Below are 14,544 nucleotides of genomic sequence, written 5' to 3'. Positions count from 1 at the left end.
GCATCTGCTCCCAGGTCTGGCGGGTGCGCGCTGCGGTGGAAACCAGCGTCAGGTCCGGCTTAAGGCCCCGCTCGGCCAGGGCGCGCCCCATCAGCAGAGCCTCGGCGCGGCCGGCGGCGGACAGGGGGCGGGCTTCGTCGCCGCCGGAGGGGGCGGAAGCTTCGGCCTGGGCGTGCCGCATCAGGATCAGTCGGTGCATGGCCTCCGCCATAAGGCGGTTTCGCCCGGCCCGCCAGATGGGGCGACGGTCAACTCCCCGTCAGTCGCGATGTTCGCCCCGCGAAGAGACGGAGGCGGCCGGCTGGGGCGCCAGGACGGGGGCGGCGATGCGCTGGGCATGGCCGCTGGGGCGGATGCGGGCGTAACTGTGGCGCGAGGCTTCCAACAGGATCAGCCCGGCGGTTCCGGGAAAGACCCGTCGCCCGACCTGTTCGAACCCTTCGGCCAGCGGCAGCATCGGCCCCCAAGGCGGGACATAAAGCGTCTGGGACCAGGCCATCGGTTCCAGCCCGACATCGCGCACCAGCCGTTCCAGCTGACGCCGGGTGAAGGGTCGGCCATGACCAAAGGGGGTGTTGTCCGCCCGCGCCCACAGGCCGCCGCGCGCCGCCGCCGCCAGGATGATGCGCCCGGTGGGCGACAGCGCGCGCACCGCTTCCAGCAGCAGGGCGGCGGGGTCGTCGGCCTCTTCCAGGGCGTGAACCAGCAGGATGCGGTCGAACGATCCGGCGGGAAAAGGCAGGCGGCGGTCGTCCACCAGCAGGGTGCGGTTGCGACCGACCGTCGGCCAATGCTCGACGCCTTGCCCGCCCGGCATGGCCGCGACGACGCGCCGCGCGCCGACGAAGGCGTCCAGCCAAGGGGTGGCGTAACCGACGCCCAGCACGTCGCAATCGGTCGCCTCGCCCCAGGCGTCGTCCAGCCGTCGCGCCACCAGCCGTCGCGCCAGCGCCCCGGTCGGCTCGCCGTAGAAGGTTCGAAGCTCGTCGATGCTGCGCCGCATGGCCCCACTATAGGCCTGTCGGCGGCCCTGCTGCTAGGATGGGCGCATGACCCTGGATGTGCATCTGTTTCCCTGCCGCAGCGACAACTACGGCTTTCTGATCCGCGACGCCGCGACGGGCGTGGTCGCGGGGGTCGATACGCCCGATGCGGCGCGCATTCTGGAGGAGCTGGAAGGCCTGGGCTGGGGGCGGCTGGACCTGATCCTGAACACCCACTGGCACCCCGATCACACCGAGGGCAACGCGCGGCTGAAGGCCGACTGGGCTTGCGATATCATCGGGCCGGAAGAGGTGCGAAAGGTCGCGCCGCTGGACCGGGTGATCGCTGACGGCGATGTGGTGATGGTGGGCGAGACGCGGTTCGAGGTCAGCGAAACGCCCGGCCACACCCTCGGCCATGTGGTGTTTCATGCGCCGGCGGACGATCTGGCCTTTACCGGCGACACCCTGTTCGCCCTGGGCTGCGGCCGGTTGTTCGAGGGCACGCCCGAGCAGATGTTCGAGAGCCTGCAGCGGCTGAAGGCCTGGCCCGACCAGACCGTGATCTGGTGCGCGCACGAATATACGGCGTCCAACGCGCGCTTCACCCTGAGCCTGGATGACCGGCCAGAAGTCGCCGCCCATGCCGAGGCGATCTTCGCGGCGCGCGCGCGCGGCGAGCCGACCGTGCCGACGATGCTGGGGGTGGAGAAGCAGTTCAATCCGTTCCTGACCGCCACGGATGCGGATCAGTTCGCCGCGCGCCGGGCGGCCAAGGACAGCTTCCAGGGCTAGCGGTTCAGGGCGTCCCCGCCCACGACCCGCACGATGCGGGCCGAAGACGGGCGGCCGGCGATGCCGGCGTCGGCGTCGATGACGATCCGCAGCGTGCCCTGGATCAGGCTGACGCCGGGACGCCCCTGATCGGACACCACGACGCGGCGCACCCGCTCGACCTGAGCGCGCAGGTTGGAGGACCGCGCCATGCGCACGATGGCGTCGCTGGCGGCCGAGACGGTGTCGGCGGCGACCTGTTCAGAGCCGGGCTGGATATCCACGTCGATGACGATCAGCCGGCCCATCGCCTGGCTGGCGCGGTAGCTCTGGCGCATGAAATAGTCGACCAGCTGGGCGCCGGTCATGGCCGCGCTGGCCAAGCCCTGCGCCTCGCCGACGCGCGAGGCGGGCGAGCCTTGCGGAGCGGTGGTCGTGTAAAGGGTGATCGCGCCGTCGGGCGTGACGCGCAGCACCTGATCGCCATTGTCGTTGCGATAGATGATGTCGCCGCGCGGCGCGGGCGTGGGCCGCAAGACCCAGACCTCGGTCGAGCGTTCCAGCCGCATCAGAGGCCGCGATCCGGAGGTGTCCAGAATGAACCCTTGGCCGCTGCTGCTGACGTAGCGGGCGGTCGGCGGCACGGTCCGACGCGACTGGGCCTGGCTTTCGGACGGGACGACCACAGGCGCGACGACGCCCACGCCAATGACCGCGATGGCGGCGACCGCCATCACGGTCACGCGTGGCGATTTTTTCGCCCTGACCGATCCCAACAACTTCATGACAGACTTGATGAAACCCGCGCGCGGCGGATTTTGGGCGAAGCCCGCCTCAACCCACCAGGTACTGACCGCCGTTCAGCGACAGTGTGCAGCCTGTGACATATCCGGCACGCTCGCCCACCAGCCAGGACACCATGTCGGCGATCTCTTCGCCCTTGCCCAGGCGGCCGACGGGGATGTGGCTGATGATGCCTTCCAGCACCTTGGGGTCCATGGCGCCGACCATTTCGGTGTCGATATAGCCGGGCGCGATGCAGTTCACGGTCACGCCCTTGCGCGCATTCTCCAGAGCCAGCGCCTTGGTGAAGCCGATCATCCCGGCCTTGGCGGCGGAATAATTGGTCTGGCCGATCTGACCCTTCTGACCGTTGATCGAGGAAATGTTGACGATGCGCCCGTGGCCTCGGTCGCGCATGCCGTTGATGACCTGGCGCGTCATGTTGAAGACGCTGTCCATGTTGACGCGGATGACGTCGGACCACTGGTCGTGGCTCATCTTGTGGAAGAAGCCGTCGCGGGTGATGCCGGCGTTGTTGACCAGGATGTCGATGGGGCCGAGTTGGTCCTCGACCTCCTTCACCGCGCGGGCGCAGTCGTCGAAGCTGCCGACGTTGCCCTTGACCACCATGACGTCCAGCGCATCGGCGATGGCCTTGGCTGCCTCGTCGTTGCCCGAATAGCCGGCGGCGACCTTGAAGCCGTCCTCATGCAGGCGCTGAACGATCGCCTTGCCGATGCCCCGGGTCCCGCCCGTCACGAAAGCTACGCGCGCCATATCGTCTCCTGTCCCTGTGCAGACCCTTCAGAAGGCCTTGTCGCGGTTCAGGATTAACGTGCGAGCGCTAGCGCGCAAGGCGAGAATCTGACGCGACGGAAGTTTCATGCCTCCGTCGCGTTTCGTTGATCTTCGTCCCGGCGATCAGGCGGCCAGCTTTTCTATGTCGATGACGAAGCGATAGCGGACGTCGGATTTCAGCATCCGCTCATAGGCATCGTTGATCTGATCGGGAGCGATGGTCTCGATGTCGCAGGCGATGCCGTGCTCGGCGCAGAAGTCCAGCATCTCCTGCGTTTCGCGAATGCCGCCGATCAGCGAGCCGGCGATGCGGCGACGACGCCACAGCAGCGGCAGGGCGAAGACCGGCAGGCCCTCGGTGGTCAGGCCCAGCATGATCATGGTGCCGTCGCGCGCCAGCAACTGAATGTGGCTGGCGATCTCGTGCGTGGCCGAGACGGTGTTGATGATCAGGTCGAACTTCTCGGCCGCCGCCTTCATCGCATCCTTGTCGGAGTTGATCAGGAAGTGTTTGGCGCCCATCCGCTCGGCGTCGGCCTTCTTGCGGTCCGAGGTGGACAGGACGGTGACGTCCGCCCCCATGGCCGCCGCCAGCTTGACGGCCATATGGCCCAGACCGCCCAGGCCGATGACCGCGACCTTGGAGCCAGGCCCCACGCCCCACTCCTTCAGCGGCGAATAGGTGGTGATGCCGGCGCACAGCAGGGGGGCGGCGACGTCCAGCGCCAGGCTGTCGGGGATGGACAGGACGAAATGCTGATCGACGGTGATGTGGTCGGAATAGCCGCCCTGGGTGATGGCTTCCGACGTGCCACCCTTCTTGTCCTTGCCGCCGTAGGTGCCGGTGAAGCCGGGGATGCAATATTGTTCGACGCCTTCCTGGCAGGAGGCGCATTCACGGCAGCTGTCGACCATGCAGCCGACGCCGACGCGGTCGCCTTCCTTGAAGCGGGTGACGTTCGATCCGACCGCCTTGACCACGCCCGCGATCTCATGACCCGGCACCAGGGGGAAGGCGGTGCCGCCCGTCTCGCCGCGCGCGGCGTGAAGGTCGGAGTGGCAGACGCCGCAGTATTTGATGTCGATCAGCACATCGTCCGGGCCCGGATCACGGCGCTCGAAGCTGTAGGGCGTCAACGGCTTGTCGGCGGCGGTTGCGGCGAAGGCGCGTGTGGCGATCGGCATGGGAATAGTCCTTCAGGCTTTGCAGTGAGCCGGCCTCAGATGTGGGGACGGCTGCGGGTCCGCAAGCGTACGGAGCCCTATTTCAGCTTGGCGATCAGCGCCTGAGCCGCCGCCGGGTTCCGCACCTTCGCGCCCGAGATGAAATAGGCGAAGACCTCGCCGCGTTTGGCCCAGGCTTTCGCTTGATCCGCCACCGCCTCCAGCTCGGCCGCCGTCATGCCGGTCGGCTCGTCCTCGCGGCTGGACATCAGCCGGGCGTAGCTGAAGTCGGCGGTCGCCTCGTCGATCTGAGGCCAGGTCGGCTCCTCGTCATCGACCGCATAGACGATGGCCGCGCCGTATTTGCGGGCCAGATCATAGAATTGTTCGGTGGCGAAGGTCGGGTTGCGAACCTCCAGCGCGTGCCGCAGGCGCACTCCGTCCTTCTCCTTGGGTAACAGCTTCAGGAACCCCTCGAAGTCTTCGGGGTCGAACTTCTTCGTGCCCATGAACTGCCAGTTGATCGGGCCCAGTTTGTCGCCCAGTTCAGTCAGGCCCTGGCTCAGGAATTTGTCGAAGCTCTCGGCGCCTTCGGACAGCACCTTGCGATTGGTGCAATAGCGGCTGGCCTTGACCGAAAAGACGAAGCCGTCCGGCGTCTCGTCGCGCCATTTGCGCCAGCTGTCGGGTTTGAAGGTCGAATAATAGGTGCCGTTGATCTCGATCGAGGTCAGTTTCGACGCCGCATATTCAAGCTCGCGCTTCTGAACCAGGCCTTCGGGATAGAAGACCCCCCGCCACGGTTCGAACGTCCAGCCGCCGATGCCGACATGGATGGAATGGGTCATGGTTCGCTCCGTTCGTCGCTCGATCCGACGCCAGTTGTGTCGGACTGCCAGTCTTCCAGCTCGTGCCGAATGCGTCGGACGAACACGTCCGCATCGTCGATTCGATAGAGAATGGCGTGGCTTTTGTAGAAGATCACATGGGCGTCCGCGCTCAACTCCCGTCGAGCCGCCCCAAGACGTGGAAAATCGGCAAGCAAGTCCAGTTTCGCGAACAGACCCTCGATATAGTCATCGGCCTGACGGCTCCCGAACAGTTCGAGGCCTTGCAGATAGACCTGCTGCAAGTCCGCCCGCGCCTCGCCGCTTAGCCGGAGCATCAGGAGGCGCGACGCAACTGGGCGCGCAGTTCCTCGATCACTTCACGTGGCGACTGGTCGGAAACACCGGAGGCGTCGGCCTCGGCGATCAGCCTTTGCCAATGGGCGATCTTCTCGGCCTTGACCTGCTCGCGGCGGATCAGGTCGCGCACCACGTCCGAGGTGTTGGCGTAGCGCCCGGATTTCGCCTGTTCCTCGACCCAGGCCTTCATGGGATCGGGCAGTGAGATATTCATTGTCGCCATAGTCGTCCTCCTCTCGACGAGAATGGTCGCTTGGCAAACTTTGTCAACTTCGGATCAGGGCGCGGTCGCTGCCTGTATTCCGGCCAGCAGGCTGGCGGCGGTGATGGGTTTGGGGACGTGCAGGTCGGCGCCGGCATCGCGCGCCTGGTCGCGGTGCTCGCTCATGGCGTTGGCGCTCAACATGATGATCGGCGTACGGTCCTGATCGGGACGGGCGGCCTCGATCCGGCGAATGGCGCGGGTGGCGGTCAGGCCGTCCATTCCCGGCATCTGCATGTCCATCAGGATCAAGTCGAACGTCTCGGACTGGAAAGCGGCCAGGGCCTGTTCGCCATCTGAGACGGTGACGACCTGCATGGCGTGCGCCGCCAGGATCAGCTGCACGACGCGCTGGTTGACCGGGTGATCCTCGGCGAGCAGCACGTGTAGGGGCACCAGGGCGCGGTCGGCCTCGGCCGCGCGAGCGCGTCGTTGCGCATCATGTTCGGTCAGGGATGCGGCGCGCGTCAGGGGTATCTCGACGGTGAACCGGCTGCCGACGCCCGGCGTGGAGGCTGCGGAAATCCGCCCGCCCATCAGCTCGACCAGCGAACGACAGATCGACAGGCCCAGGCCCGTGCCGCCGAACCGGCGCGTGATGGTGCTGTCCGCCTGGCTGAACCGATCGAACAGACGAGCCGCGTGGTCGGAGGAGAAGCCGACGCCCGTATCCTCAACCCGCAGCGTTAGCTGGGTCAGGCCGTCGGAATCCTCGTCCACCGCAAGGGCGACACCGACCGAGCCCTGATGGGTGAACTTGATGGCGTTGGACAGCAGATTGTCGAGCACCTGACGGATGCGGGTGCTGTCGCCGACGAACATGCCGCGCGCATCGGCGTCGCGGCGGATGTCGAAGGTCAGTCCCTTGGCCTCGGCCTTCAACCGCATGATGTCCAGCGGGGCGGCGACGGCTTCGTCCAGATCGAAGGGTCGGCTTTCCAGATCCAGATGCCCCGCCTCGATCTTGGACACATCCAGAATGTCGGACACCAGCCGTTCCAGCGTTACGCCGGAGCTTGCGATAAGGGCCACCATCTCGGCCTGCTCGGGCGTCAACTCGGTGCGCGACAGGGCGTCGACGATCCCGATCACGCCGTTCAAGGGCGTGCGGATCTCGTGGCTCATGTTGGCCAGGAACTCGGACTTCGCGGCATTGGCGGCCTCGGCGGCGGCGGTCGCTTCGCGCAGGGCCTGCTCTGCCGCGACCTTTTCGGTCACGTCGCGGGCGATGCCATAGATGCGGTCGCCCTGCCGATGGGCGCGCCATTCGACGGCGACGTAATGACCGGCCTTGTGGCGATAGCGGTTGATCTGGCCCAGGACCGGATCACCGGGCCGCCGGTTTTCGACCTCGACGATGCTCTGGCGGGTGGCGGCATGGTCGTCCGGGTGGATCAGCCGCAACAGGCCCTGGCCCTCGATCTCGTCGGGGCGATAGCCCAGCACCGTGAACCAGGAGGCGCTGGCCTTGACCACGCGCCCATCCAGCTCGCGCACCACCAGCAGATCCAGCGACACATCGAAGAAAGTGTCCAGATCGACATCGGCTGTGGGGAAGGCCAGGGCCGCAACGGGCGAACAGGTCATTGCGCACTCTCTCGAACTGAGACCCATGTTACGGCGCATCCGTTAAGCTCGCCTTTGCAGCGACGCGAAACGGGCCGATGGCGTCGTGCGCCGTCTGGGCTAGGGTCGGCGCATGATCTTGCTCCTCGCCGCGATCGCCATGCTGCAATCCCCGCCATCAGGGAACGGAATCGAATCCCTGACCCTGGCCGACGACCGGGCCTGCACGGCCGACGGGGCTCTGTGCGTCGGGCTGACGCAGCAGACGCGTGACGGCGAGCCGGTCTTCACCCCGGTCGTTCGTGCGCCAGACGCCCTGCCGGCCGCGCCGCAAGGGGCGTCGGGCGAGGTGGAAAATTACAAGCCATGGAATGGCCTGATCAGGCTGTCGGACGGCGGGTTTCTGGCCGGGGTCGAGATGGAGAGCCGCAGCATCTATTCCGGCGGCGGCGGGCAGGCGACGGAGTTGCGGCTCTATCGGCTGGATGCGGACGGCGACACCGGCGCCGCACCGGTGCTGATCGTGCCGATCCAGGGTTCGCTGATGATCCGCGCCTGTTTCAGCGAGGAGGACATGACCCAGCGCGCCGGCGCATGCCACGACAAATACAGTTTCGCTGCGACCCTGACCGCGAGCGACGCGGCGGATGCAATGCCGGTCCTGACCTATGAGACGACGGCGACGGCCTATCCGCGCGGCGCCTCGCGATCCGAAGACTCGCTGGAGAAGCCGCCGCTGAAGCCTGCCGACCTGATCGCCGCGCGCGATCCAGAATGTAGCTTTATCCGTCGGTTCACCTTCGACGCCAAGGCCGGCGAATACAAACCGGACAGCCCGCTGCCCGACTGCTCGGACTACACCGTCCCCTAATAGGCGAAGTCGGCGTAGATGCGCTTCACGTCGCCCTGCCAGGCGCCGTGATACAGGTCCAACAGGCGCTCAGCCGGCGTGATCCCGCTGTCGGCGATGTCTTCCAGTTCCGACAGATAGCCGCGCTCGTCCACCATGCCGCCCGAAAATTTGGCGCGGTTCTTCAGCCCCTGTTTGGCGATGTTCACCAGGTCCACGGCGATGTCGCGCACCGATCGGCCCGCCACCTCGGCTTTCAGACCCAGGCGGGTCACGTCGCGGCGCAGGCGTTCGTGGTCGGCGATGTCCCAGTCCTTGACCAGGTCCCAGGCGGCGGCCAGCGACGGCGCGTCGTACAGAACCCCGGCCCACAGGGCGGGCAGGGCGCAGATGCGGCTCCACGGCCCGCCGTCGGCGCCGCGCATTTCCAGATAGGCCTTCAGCCGCACCTCGGGGAAGAGGGTGGTCAGGTGGTCGTTCCAGTCCTTGAGGGTCGGATATTGGCCGGGCAGGGCGGGCAGTTTGCCGACCTGGAAATCGCGGAACGACTGGCCCGAGGCGTCGATATAATGGCCGTCGCGCTTGGCGAAATACATCGGCGTGTCCAGCGCATAGTCGGCGTAGCGCTCGAAGCCGAAACCGTCCTCGAACACGAAGCCCAGCATGCCCGTGCGATCGGCGTCGGTGTCTGTCCAGACATTGGCCCGCGCCGACAGGAAGCCGTTGGGGCGGCCCTCGGTGAACGGCGAGCAGGCGAACAGGGCGGTGGCGATGGGTTGCAGCGCCAGCGAGGTGCGGAACTTCATCACCATGTCGGCTTCGGAATTGAAGTCCAGGTTCGCCTGAATGGTGCAGGTGCGCAGCATCATGTCCAGACCCAGGGTGCCGACCTTGGGCATATAGGCGCGCATGATGTCATAGCGGCCCTTGGGCATGACCGGCACCTGTTCGCGCGTCCACAGCGGGTCGAAACCGGCGCCCAGGAAGCCGACGCCGATCTGGTCGGCGACCTGCTTGACCTCCATCAGGTGCTGGCCGGTCTCGTTGCAGATGTCGTGGATGGTCAGAAGCGGCGCGCCCGACAGTTCGAACTGACCGCCCGGCTCCAGGCTGACCGAGGCGACGAAGCCTTCGCTGTTCCTTCGCTCCAGTCCGATCAGAAAGCCGTTTTCCTCGACGGGCGACCAGCCGAAGCGTTGCAGACCCTCCAGCATGGCCTTGATGCCGTTCGGGCCGTCATAGGCGGGCCGGGCCAGGGTGGTCTTGTCGAAGCCGAACTTCTCGTGCTCGGCGCCGATGCGCCACTGGTCCTTGGGCTTGATCCCCTTGGACATGGCCTCGATGAGGTCGGTCCTGGTCAGCGGCGCGTTATCGGTCATGCGTCAGTCCCCTGCGGGCGCATCGTAAGCGACCGTGTGTCGCGGCTAGATGGGCAAGATTGCGGCAAGGCTCAAGAGGGCTTTAGTCTTTCCCTGACGCTCGTCGCGCGTCGGCTAGTGCCTGAGGGGCGGACTTATCGTTCCCAATCACCGACGGCCGCCTGCCACAGGGTCATGGCGGCGATGGCGGCGGTGTCGGCGCGCAGGATGCGCGGGCCCAGAGACACGGCCGTGGTGAAAGGCAGGGACCGCAGCCGCTCGCCCTCTTCCGGCGAGAACCCGCCCTCCGGCCCGATCAGGATGGACCAGGGGCCTTCGCCTGCGTCGCGCAGGGACGAGACGGCGGGCGCCCCGCCCGTCTCGTCGCAGAACATCAGCCGGCGTCCGGTATCCCAGCCGTCCAGCAGGGTGTCCAGCTTGATCGGATCATCGACGGCGGGCACGTCCATCCGCCCGGTCTGTTCGGCGGCCTCTTCGGCGATGGCGTCCAGCCGGTCCAGGCGGATGCGGTCAGCGTTGGTGCGTTTTGTCAGCACCAGCCGCACCCGTCGCGCGCCAAGCTCGGCGGCCTTCTCCACAACTGTCTCAACGCGAGCCTTCTTCACCACCGCCACGATCATTTCCAGATCAGGACCGAAGGTCTGGGGTCGCACCTGTTCCTCGGCGCGCAGGATGACGCCCTTCTTCAGCACTTCCGCGACAGTGCAGCGCCACTCCCCATCGCGCCCGTTGAACACCAGCAGATCGTCCCCGGCCTTCAGCCGCATGACCTGGGTCAGATAGCGCGATTGGTCCAGCGTGGGCGCAACGGGAGCGGCGGCGGCGAGCGGCGATGTGACGTAAAGGCGGATCATGCCCCTACATGACCTGACACAAACCGCTTGTCATCTCGGCCGCAGCGAAGTGAAAGGCCTGGATCACAAGGGACGGATCGATATCCTTACAGCGTCCGCGCGATCAGCAGTTTCATGATCTCGTTGGTGCCGCCGTAGATGCGTTGGACGCGGGCGTCCTTGTACAGCTGGGCGATCGGATATTCGTTCATATAGCCATAGCCGCCGTGCAGCTGCAGCATCTCGTCGATGGTCTCGCCCTGGATGTCGGTGACCCAGTATTTGGCCATGGAGGCGGTGGCGGCGTCGAGCTTGCCCTGCAGATGCAGGCCGATGCAGTGGTCGGTGAAAACCTTGGCGACGGTCAGCTTGGTCTTGACCTCGGCCAGTTTGAACTGGGTGTTCTGGAAGTCGATGACGCGCTTGCCGAAGGCCTTACGCTCCTTGACGTAGGCCAGCGTCGCCTCAAGGCCGCGCTCGGCGGCGGCGACGCCCTGGACGGCGATGTTCAGCCGCTCCTGGGGCAGCTGCTGCATCAGTTGGACGAAGCCCTGGCCCTCGGTCCCGCCGATGATGTTGTCGCCGGGGACCTTCACATCGTTGAAGAACAGTTCGGAGGTGTCGTTGGCCTCCATGCCGATCTTGTGCAGGTTGCGACCGCGCTCGAACCCTTCCGCGCCATCGGTCTCGACCACGATCAGGGAAGTGCCTTTGGCGCCCTCGGCCGGATCGGTCTTGGCGACCACGATCAGGAAGTTGGCCAGCTGGCCGTTGGTGATGAAGGTCTTGGAGCCGTTGACGACATAGCCGTTGCCCGACTTGACCGCCGTGGTCTTCACCCCTTGCAAGTCCGATCCGGCGCCCGGTTCGGTCATGGCGATGGCGCCGACCAATTCGCCCGATTGTAGGCGCGGCAGCCAGCGCTGCTTCTGCTCCTCGGTGCCGTAATGCCAGATGTAGGGCATTACGATCGCATTGTGCAGCGAAATGCCGAAGTGGTCCGCGCCCTTCCAGCCCAGCTGACGCATCAAGACGACCTCGTGCCGATAGTCGCCGCCGAAACCGCCGTCCTCTTCCGGCAGCGACAGGCCCAACAGGCCCGCCTCGCCCGCGTCGTTCCACAGCTGACGCGGCACCGAGGAGTCGGCGATCCATTGCTGCACCTTCTCAAGCGGCGCGTGCTCGTCGATCCATTTGCCGACGCTGTCGGAGAAGAGGGTGATCTCTTCTTCACGCATGAAATCGGGATCGGGGCTGCCCAGCACGTTCATCGGTTTCGTCCCTGAGGTTCGCGGGCTTTTGCCCGTCTGGTTGATAAGAAAAACGGGCCGGCGAGATCGCCGACCCGTTTCGTCGTCAGTTTGAGATCAGAACGCCTCGGCCGGCATGGCCATCAGCACGTCGGCGCCGGTCTTCATCTTCTTCAGATGGGCTTCCGCGTCGGGCAGGATGCGCTCGACGAAGTAGCGGCCGGTCTGAATCTTGTTGGCGTAGTAGGGGTCGGTCGAACCGGCCTTGACCTGGGCTTGAGCCACCTTGGCCATCTGCGCCCACATATAGGCCAGCGCCGTCAGGCCGAAGACGTTCAGATAGTCGGTCGATGCGGCGCCGGCGTTGTCCGGATTGGCCATGCCGTTCTGCATCAGCCACATGGTGCCGTCCTGCAGTTTGGCCTTCACGTCCGCCAGGCCGTCGACGAAGGGCTTGATCGCTTCATTGCCGCTGTTCTCGGCGACGAAGGCGTCGATCTCGCCGAACCAGGTCATGATGGCGCGACCGCCGTTGGCGGGCAGCTTGCGGCCGACCAGATCCAGCGCCTGGATGCCGTTGGTGCCCTCGTAGATCATGGTGATGCGGGCGTCGCGCAGATACTGCGAGGCGGTGAAGTGTTCGGTGTAGCCCGAACCGCCGTGCACCTGCATGCCCAAAGACGCGACGTGGAAGCCCTTGTCGGTCAGATAGGCCTTCAGCACCGGCGTCAGCAGGCCCATGTAATCCTTGGCCTTCTGGGCTACGGCCGCGTCCTCGGACTTCTCAAGGTCGGCGTGAAGCGCGGTCCACAGGATGAAGGCCTGGCCGCCTTCGACGAAGGCCTTGGATTCCAGCAGCATGCGGCGCACGTCGGGATGGACCATGATGCTGTCGGCCGGGCCGTCCGGGTTCTTCGGTCCGGTCAGCGAGCGGCCTTGCAGGCGGTCCTTGGCGAACTCGACGGCGGCCTGATAGGCGGCGGTGCCGATGGCCAGGCCCTGCAGGCCGGTGCCGAGGCGCGCCTCGTTCATCACCACGAACATATTGTTCATGCCGCGGCCTTCTTCGCCGATCAGCCAGCCCTTGGCGCCGTCGTACTGCATGACGGCGGTGGCGTTGCCGTGGATGCCCATCTTGTGCTCGAGCCCGGCGCATTCCAAGCTGTTGCGCTCGCCCAGCGAACCGTCCTCATTGACCAGGAACTTGGGCACGACGAACAGCGACAGGCCCTTGATGCCCGGAACCGCGCCTTCGACGCGGGCCAGCACCGTGTGGATGATGTTGTCGGCGAAGTCGTGCTCCCCCGCCGAAATCCAGATCTTCTGGCCGGTGATCGAATAGGAGCCGTCGCCGTTCGGCACAGCCTTGGTGCGGACCATGCCCAGGTCCGTGCCGCACTGCGGCTCGGTCAGGTTCATCGTGCCCGACCATTCGCCGGTCGCCATCTTGGGCAGGTATTTTTGCTTCAGCTCGTCCGAGGCGTTGGCGTGAATGCCGGCATAGGCGCCGGCCGTCAGACCCGGATACATCGAGAAGGCGGCCGAGGCGCCGGCCGTCATCTGACCAAAGGCGGAGGCCACCACGCTGGGCATGCCCTGACCGCCGTAGGCCGGGTCGGCGGCCAGCGCCATCCAGCCGGCTTCCGACATGGCCTTATAGGCTTCCTTCCAGCCCTTGGGTCCCGTCACCACGCCGCCTTCGGCCCAGTGGCAGCCTTCCTTGTCGCCCGGATTGTTGATCGGGGCGATGACCTCGTCGGCGAACTTGGCGCCTTCTTCCAGGATCTGGCTGACCAGATCCGAAGAGACGTCCTGGAAGCCCGGCTGGTTGGTGTAGCGGTCGATCTCCAGCACTTCATTCAGGATGAAGGTGAAGTCGCGGACAGGCGCCTTGTAGGCCATGGATTACGCTCTTGCTTTGAAGGGGTGGTGGTGGTCGTGGTTGAGACGCGCGCGCAGCAGCTTCTCGTAGTCTTCGGCGCCCGGCAGCAGGTCGGGGCGGTGTTCGGACAGCTTGGATTCCATCCAGGCGCAGGCCTGTTCGGCCGTCTCGATGGCGCCTTCGATATCTTCCAGCTGCTGTTTCAGCGCCGCGATCTGGGCGCGGTGCCGCACCAGGGCCACGGCCATCTGATGGACGTTGTGATCCTTCTGATCATAGAGATCCATCATGTCCTGGATCTCCTGAAGGGTGAAGCCGATGCGACGGCCCCTCAGGATCAGTTTCAACCGGGCGCGGTCGCGCGCGTCATAGACGCGGGTCTGGCCCTTGCGCGCGGGCGTCAGCAGGCCCTTGTCCTCATAGAATCGAAGGGCGCGCGCCGTGGCGCCGAACTCGCGGCACAGCTGGCGAATGGAATAGGTGCGGTGGTCGTCGGCGGTGGCCATACGCCTTCATAACTTGACGTGCGCGTAAAGGGAAGAGGCTTACGCGCACGTAAGGGTAAGCTTTTCTCTCTTGCTGACGATCAGGCATGAAAAAGCCCGGAGCCTGGGGGGAAGCTCCGGGCGCAAACGCCGGACTGCAGGGGGGAGAGGGGTCCGGCGTTCGATCTCTTTCAATCAGGCCTGCAGCAATCAGGCCCTGCGGCGGCCCAGCAGCACCGGGACGGTGATGGCCAGCAGGACGGCGTTGACCGCCGCCAATCCGAAGTCCTGGCTCAGCGCATGGATCGTCATCATGGTCGCTTCCATGACGACCAGGCCGACCGCCGC

16 protein-coding genes and 1 pseudogene are annotated in these 14,544 nt (G+C 65.9%); 2 read left to right on the top strand and 15 right to left on the bottom strand.

Going from position 1 to position 14,544, the window contains the following annotated elements:
- Together RT123_RS01470 and RT123_RS01465 are read right to left on the bottom strand one after the other, a co-directional pair.
- The coding region (locus tag RT123_RS01470) for a histidine phosphatase family protein (RefSeq protein WP_313007233.1) at positions 1–199 on the bottom strand (199 nt) is incomplete at its 3' end.
- 60 nt (positions 200–259) lie between these two features.
- Positions 260–1,003 (bottom strand): methyltransferase domain-containing protein, encoded by a 744-nt coding sequence (locus tag RT123_RS01465; protein WP_313007231.1) that lies wholly within the window; start codon positions 1,001–1,003, stop codon positions 260–262.
- Between the two features lie 46 nt (positions 1,004–1,049).
- On the opposite strand from RT123_RS01465, the gene gloB reads away from it, so the two are divergent.
- The gene (gene gloB, locus RT123_RS01460; protein ID WP_313007229.1) at positions 1,050–1,778 is read left to right on the top strand and encodes a hydroxyacylglutathione hydrolase; all 729 of its coding nucleotides are present in this window, start codon (positions 1,050–1,052) and stop codon (positions 1,776–1,778) included.
- Here the strand turns inward: gloB and RT123_RS01455 are convergent.
- The 7 genes from RT123_RS01455 to RT123_RS01425 form a co-directional block, all read right to left on the bottom strand.
- Positions 1,775–2,491, bottom strand: a complete 717-nt coding sequence (locus tag RT123_RS01455) for a DUF4908 domain-containing protein (protein WP_313007265.1) — start codon at positions 2,489–2,491, stop codon at positions 1,775–1,777. The two genes, gloB and RT123_RS01455, sit on opposite strands and share 4 nt — an antisense overlap.
- A 100-nt stretch (positions 2,492–2,591) precedes the next feature.
- Positions 2,592–3,317, bottom strand: a complete 726-nt coding sequence (gene phbB / locus RT123_RS01450) for an acetoacetyl-CoA reductase (RefSeq protein WP_017505756.1) — start codon at positions 3,315–3,317, stop codon at positions 2,592–2,594.
- Between the two features lie 144 nt (positions 3,318–3,461).
- The gene (locus tag RT123_RS01445; protein ID WP_313007226.1) at positions 3,462–4,523 is read right to left on the bottom strand and encodes an NAD(P)-dependent alcohol dehydrogenase; all 1,062 of its coding nucleotides are present in this window, start codon (positions 4,521–4,523) and stop codon (positions 3,462–3,464) included.
- Between the two features lie 77 nt (positions 4,524–4,600).
- Entirely contained in the window at positions 4,601–5,350 is a 750-nt protein-coding gene (locus RT123_RS01440; protein ID WP_313007224.1) for a DUF72 domain-containing protein, read from the bottom strand.
- Positions 5,347–5,667 (bottom strand): type II toxin-antitoxin system RelE/ParE family toxin, encoded by a 321-nt coding sequence (locus RT123_RS01435; protein WP_313007222.1) that lies wholly within the window; start codon positions 5,665–5,667, stop codon positions 5,347–5,349. Before RT123_RS01435 ends, RT123_RS01440 begins: the two co-directional genes overlap by 4 nt.
- The gene (locus RT123_RS01430; RefSeq protein ID WP_153923110.1) at positions 5,667–5,912 is read right to left on the bottom strand and encodes a type II toxin-antitoxin system ParD family antitoxin; all 246 of its coding nucleotides are present in this window, start codon (positions 5,910–5,912) and stop codon (positions 5,667–5,669) included. Before RT123_RS01430 ends, RT123_RS01435 begins: the two co-directional genes overlap by 1 nt.
- 54 nt (positions 5,913–5,966) lie before the next feature.
- On the bottom strand, positions 5,967–7,538 hold the full coding sequence (locus tag RT123_RS01425) for an ATP-binding protein (protein ID WP_313007220.1): 1,572 nt from the start codon (positions 7,536–7,538) through the stop codon (positions 5,967–5,969).
- Between the two features lie 112 nt (positions 7,539–7,650).
- Here RT123_RS01425 and RT123_RS01420 point away from each other — a divergent pair, with 112 nt between their 5' ends.
- On the top strand, positions 7,651–8,388 hold the full coding sequence (locus RT123_RS01420; RefSeq protein WP_313007219.1) for a hypothetical protein: 738 nt from the start codon (positions 7,651–7,653) through the stop codon (positions 8,386–8,388).
- Here RT123_RS01420 and RT123_RS01415 read toward each other — a convergent pair.
- From RT123_RS01415 to RT123_RS01390, 6 genes and pseudogenes are all read right to left on the bottom strand, one after another.
- Positions 8,385–9,746 (bottom strand): glutamate--cysteine ligase, encoded by a 1,362-nt coding sequence (locus RT123_RS01415; protein WP_313007217.1) that lies wholly within the window; start codon positions 9,744–9,746, stop codon positions 8,385–8,387. The genes RT123_RS01420 and RT123_RS01415 overlap by 4 nt on opposite strands.
- Positions 9,747–9,880: 134 nt before the next feature.
- Positions 9,881–10,600, bottom strand: a complete 720-nt coding sequence (locus RT123_RS01410; protein WP_313007215.1) for a 16S rRNA (uracil(1498)-N(3))-methyltransferase — start codon at positions 10,598–10,600, stop codon at positions 9,881–9,883.
- An 86-nt stretch (positions 10,601–10,686) separates the two neighbouring features.
- A complete protein-coding gene (locus tag RT123_RS01405; RefSeq protein ID WP_055806174.1) occupies positions 10,687–11,850 on the bottom strand; it encodes an acyl-CoA dehydrogenase family protein in 1,164 nt (387 codons plus the stop codon).
- 96 nt (positions 11,851–11,946) lie between these two features.
- Positions 11,947–13,731 carry an acyl-CoA dehydrogenase C-terminal domain-containing protein gene (locus RT123_RS01400; protein ID WP_313007211.1) on the bottom strand — a complete coding sequence of 595 codons (1,785 nt, stop codon included), beginning with the start codon at positions 13,729–13,731 and terminating at the stop codon, positions 11,947–11,949.
- Between the two features lie 3 nt (positions 13,732–13,734).
- The gene (locus RT123_RS01395; RefSeq protein ID WP_039244783.1) at positions 13,735–14,217 is read right to left on the bottom strand and encodes a MerR family transcriptional regulator; all 483 of its coding nucleotides are present in this window, start codon (positions 14,215–14,217) and stop codon (positions 13,735–13,737) included.
- 189 nt (positions 14,218–14,406) lie between these two features.
- Positions 14,407–14,544: pseudogene (locus RT123_RS01390) on the bottom strand (DoxX family protein); the annotation flags it as partial.

This window comes from Brevundimonas vesicularis (assembly GCF_032067225.1).
In the GTDB taxonomy this organism is placed as follows: domain Bacteria; phylum Pseudomonadota; class Alphaproteobacteria; order Caulobacterales; family Caulobacteraceae; genus Brevundimonas; species Brevundimonas vesicularis_F.
This window is presented reverse-complemented; position numbering and strand designations above follow the sequence as displayed.